Below are 4,744 nucleotides of genomic sequence, written 5' to 3'. Positions count from 1 at the left end.
ATTTCAGATTCGGTTAACCCGTCGATTTGTATTCTTTTTAACACGGCGACTTGTGCCCGGAAATCAGTTGAATAGACTTTTTGGGAAGAACGAGCAATTTGCGCAGGTGATCGATCATCTCGTCATTTACTTTACCATCAACTGGAGGGGCCTTGACTTTTATTTTTAGGGCATCTCCATGTATACCAATGATTTGTGTCTGAGATGCATTTGGCACGGTGTGAATATTGAGGACAAAAATAGAGTCGGGCATTTCAGGTGTCAAAGTGGTACTCTATTTGCTCCAATACACAACAATATCAATCGCCACTTTACATTTACTGATTTATCGAATAAATCATTTATTATTATATTATATAATTCACATAAAAAGACAAGAGCAAGTAAAAAACACAAATTTATTATTGAAATTATGGAAAATCACTGTAGGTTATAAAAAAGAGAGTTGGTTATGTTTAGTTTCCTCATCAAAGCAACAGTTTCGCTAACCTGCCTAATGATCACAGGTGTGGTAAGTTTTGCTTTTTATAAGAGTGTGAAAGAATCTTTCGACTACGATATTAAATGGAATACCGTCCTGCGTGACAGTTCATCAGGTAATGTCAGCCATGTTGACATGGCCCCTGTCGATATCCAGGGTAATAAAATCGTCTTTAAGGATGCGAATAATAACCGTGTCTATTATAGTGGTGACTTTATCAGCTCAAAGGTGGAAGCCAGGATTAAATCCGATAGTGGTGTCGGACGCTTATTGATGAGTACGCTAGGAACCAATCAGTGTCAGTGGTTCGTCCAAGACAAAAAAAGCCGTATCAATGAGGTCATTGAAAATCAGGAAGGAATCGCTAAAGCCTTTTTAAGGGTTCAATCCCTTATCCAGAGTAAAGAGGATTTAGGACAAAGACTGGTGGATTTAAACGGTTCAATAAAAACCGCAACGGAATCAACTCCCGAGCTCGTGGCTCAAAAAGCTGAATTAGAGGCGAAACTCAAGGATGTAGGACACCAAATAGACTCTCTCCAGGTAGCGATCAAAAAGACCCAGAAAGAGCTCGCTTCCAGCGAATAATCATTTCGCCTTCAAGTGTTCCCGTAAATAACGGGAGGTGTGCGATTTTTTATGTTTGAGCAGGTTCGGGATACTTCCTTCAAAAACGATTTTCCCCCCGCCTCCACCCCCCTCCGGACCGATATCGATGATCCAATCCGCCTCAGCAATGAGATCGAGATGATGCTCGATGACGACGACGGAATGACCTGCGTCCACGAGACGGTGGATGACTTCGATCAAACGTTTCACATCGGTCATGTGTAGCCCGATCGTGGGTTCCTCCAGGCAATAGAGATTCGGTTTAAAGGTTCTCATCGGCCCGCGCAGATTTTCTAAGTCGCGACGGGCGAGTTCGGTCACCAGCTTGAGCCGCTGGGCTTCTCCCCCCGAGAGGGTGGGGCTTTGTTGACCAAGCTTGAGATAACCCAGTCCGGTTTCCAAGAGGAGCTTGAGAGGGCGTGCAATTTGCGGTATCGCGGCAAAGAATTCCGCAGCCTCCTCGACGGACATATCCAGGATGTCAGCAATGGATTTTTCATGAAAAAGGACATCGAGGGTTTCCTGGTTAAAACGTTTTCCGTTACAGGTGTCACAATGCACGTAGGCTGTGGGGAGGAATTGCATTTGCATTTTGATCATGCCTGCCCCTTGGCAAGCTTCGCACCGGCCACCTTTACTATTATAGCTGAATCTAGAGTGGGTGAATCCCCTCATCCGAGCCAAGGGTACTTTGGCAAAGAGTAGCCGGATCGTATCGAGGAATCCGACATAAGTGGCCGGGGTGGAACGCGGGGTTTTACCAATCGGGGATTGGTCCACCTCGTAAACTGAATCAAAGAGGTCAGCCTGTGCAATTTGCCACTGGGTCGTCTTGAGTTTGGCACTTCTTTTTTTCAAGGCCTCGCGGACAGCAGGAATGAGGACCTCCCTCATACTCGTGCTTTTACCCGAGCCGCTCACTCCCGTGATCACTGTCAGTCGTCCCGTCGGTATAGAAAAATCAATCCCACACAAATTATTCACTCGTGCATTTGTGATTTCTAACATTTTTGTGGGGCCAGCCGCCTTTTGCCCGAGAGCTGCGCCGGTTTTTTTTGCCCGAGGGGAGGCTGGTCCTGTATGAATTTCTCTCCATTGCCCGTGCAAGGGATGACGCATCGGGTTTTTCAGGTAATGGGCGGTGGCCGAGTTTTTATTTTGAGCAATTTGTTTCCAGTGACCTTCGGCGATGATTTCTCCCCCATGGATCCCGGCTCCCGGCCCCAGATCGATGATGTGATCTGCTCGGCGCATGGTGTCCTCGTCATGTTCGACAATCAGCAGGGAGTTCCCCCGTGATTTAAGGGCCTCCAGTGTATCGAGGAGTTTATCGTTATCACGCGGATGGAGCCCGATGGTGGGTTCATCCAGTACATAAAGTACACCCTGTAAATTACTCCCGAGCTGGGCGGATAAACGGATGCGTTGTGATTCCCCTCCGCTTAAGGTATTAGCGGAACGTCCCATTTGCAGATAGTCGAGACCGACTTCTTTCATGAATTTGAGACGGCTCAAGATTTCCGGGATGATATCCCGCGCAATTTGCGCAGGGCCCCCTTTAAATTTCAGTCTTGAGAAAAACCTCTCTGTATCAGAGACGGACATATTAGCGACTTCACCGATACTTTTATCCCCGAGGCGGACAGCGAGAGCGTCCCGGTTGAGTCTTTGGCCAAGGCAAGTAGGACATGGCCGTGCCTCACCCTCACCGATCTCCTGGGCGATTTTCCCGTCGAGCTGGGCCTCTTCTTCTGGCGTCATTTCATCGGGTTGCCGGTAGATGACCCCGTAACCTTTACATGTCGGGCACCAGCCATGGGGAGAGTTATAACTAAACATCCGAGGGTCGAGCTCTTCAAAGCTGCGGCCGGTTTCCGGGCAGCATCTTTCCGTCGAAAAAACGATTGATTTCTTATGGTTATTAAGCCCGAGGAATGTACCTTTTCCTAGCTTGAGTGCACTGGCAACGAGTTCCCGGATCAGAATCTCTTTCGGGCGTCCTTTATGCAGGACTCCGACCAAAGCCTCAATGGTATGTTCCTGATAACGCGAAAGCTTGGTAAATTTCTCGGTCCGAATGAGTTTACCATCCACACGGAGTTCTAGAATGCCCTTTTTCCTTGCCCACTCGGCGACATCCGTGTGGAAACCTTTGCGTGCCTTGACGAGGGGGGAGAGCAGGAGTAGGTCGTCTTTGGCTAGCTGTGCGCGGACTTGAGAGATGACTTCGGCAGCGGATTGTTTACGGACGGGTAAGTTTGCGTCCGGATCAAATTGCTCGCCGAGTTTACTCCAAAGCAGGCGCATGAAATGATAAATCTCGGTGACGGTAGCGACGGTGGATTTCCCCCCGCCACGCGTGACATTTTGTTCGATCGCGACGGTCGGGGGGATGCCCTCGACAGAATCAACCTCGGGTTTTTCCATTTGCTCGACAAATTGGCGGGCGTAAGCACTCATGGAATCCATAAAACGCCGTTGCCCCTCGGCGAAAATAATATCGAAAGCTAGGGTGGATTTCCCCGAGCCGCTGGGGCCGGTGACCACGACGATCTCGCCCCGGGGAATGGAGCAGGTGATGTCCTTGAGGTTATGATGGCGGGCTCCGGTGACCTGGATGTGGTTAGTGATTTGCGCAGGTTTTATAGGATCTCTCACGCCTGCTTGACCCTGGGCCTGCGGGGACACGGGCTCTGATGGGCGGAGGTCTTTACGGAGGGCGCGCCCCGTGTGGCTGCGAGGGTGCTGAGCGATTTGTGCGGGGGTGCCCGTGGCCACGATTTCACCACCGGCCTCACCCGAATCGGGGCCGAGATCGATAATCCAGTCAGAGGCCGCAATGACATCGATATTATGTTCGATGACCAAAAGTGAATGCCCTGCCGCGACCAATTCCCGGAATACGGCGACGAGTTTACGGATATCCTCAAAATGTAATCCCGTGGTGGGTTCATCAAAAATAAAAAGGTTTTTGGATGGGCCGCTTATGGAGGAAGAATCCTGCGCGGAGGATGTCTGCTCCGCGGCGCCGGGTGGCTGGATATAACCGGCGAGTTTAAGGCGTTGGGATTCCCCGCCGCTGAGGGTGTTGAGGGGTTGGCCGAGAGTGAGGTAACCTAGTCCAAGTTTTTGAAGGAGAGCAAGCGGACGGGTGATCTTCGGATTTTCCGTGAAGAAAACCACCGCATCATCGATCGTCATATTCAAAATATCCGAGATGGATTTATCCCGGTATTTGATCTTGAGGAGGAATGGTTGGAAACGGTCCCCGTAGCACGCCGGGCACTTGATAAAGACATCGGAGAGGAATTGCATTTCGATTTTCTGGTAACCGCTCCCATTACAGGTCGGACAGCGGCCTTCCCCGGAATTAAATGAGAAATACCCTGCATTGATTCCTTCGCTGAGTGCTGCGTCCGTGCCCGCCAAGAGATTGCGGATATGGTCGAAAATCCCTGTATGCAGGGCAGGGGTGGAACGCGGTGTTTTTGTCAGAGGTGACTGGTCCACAAGGATGATTTCACCGAGGGACTCCGCTCCAGTGATCTTTTTGACGCGACCGGGCTCTTCGACGCTTTGGGCGCGGGATTTCAGGATATTTTTATAAAGACAATCATGGATGAGGGTTGATTTGCCTGAACCACTCACTCCCGT

General features: G+C 50.0%; 3 protein-coding genes. 1 reads left to right on the top strand and 2 read right to left on the bottom strand.

The features are described from left to right. Positions 1 to 37 precede the first annotated feature (37 nt). Complete coding sequence (locus tag SGI98_12475; protein MDZ4744217.1) at positions 38 to 253, bottom strand: DUF167 domain-containing protein; 216 nt, start codon at positions 251 to 253, stop codon at positions 38 to 40. Between the two features lie 282 nt (positions 254 to 535). On the opposite strand from SGI98_12475, the gene SGI98_12470 reads away from it, so the two are divergent. Further along, positions 536 to 1,069 (top strand): hypothetical protein, encoded by a 534-nt coding sequence (locus SGI98_12470; GenBank protein MDZ4744216.1) that lies wholly within the window; start codon positions 536 to 538, stop codon positions 1,067 to 1,069. On the opposite strand, the gene SGI98_12465 is transcribed toward SGI98_12470, so the two are convergent. Then, the coding region (locus SGI98_12465; protein MDZ4744215.1) for an excinuclease ABC subunit A at positions 1,070 to 4,744 on the bottom strand (3,675 nt) is incomplete at its 5' end. It abuts the gene before it with no gap.

This window comes from Verrucomicrobiota bacterium (genome assembly GCA_034440155.1).
Classification (GTDB): Bacteria; Verrucomicrobiota; Verrucomicrobiia; order JAWXBN01; family JAWXBN01; genus JAWXBN01.
The sequence above is the reverse complement of the archived record's forward strand: the minus strand, read 5'-3'. Positions and strand labels throughout refer to the sequence as shown.

Coding starts and splice junctions, on each gene's coding strand:
- SGI98_12475 (MDZ4744217.1), bottom strand. CDS start 253: ATGCCCGACTCTATTTTTGTCCTCAATATTCACACCGTGCCAAATGCA.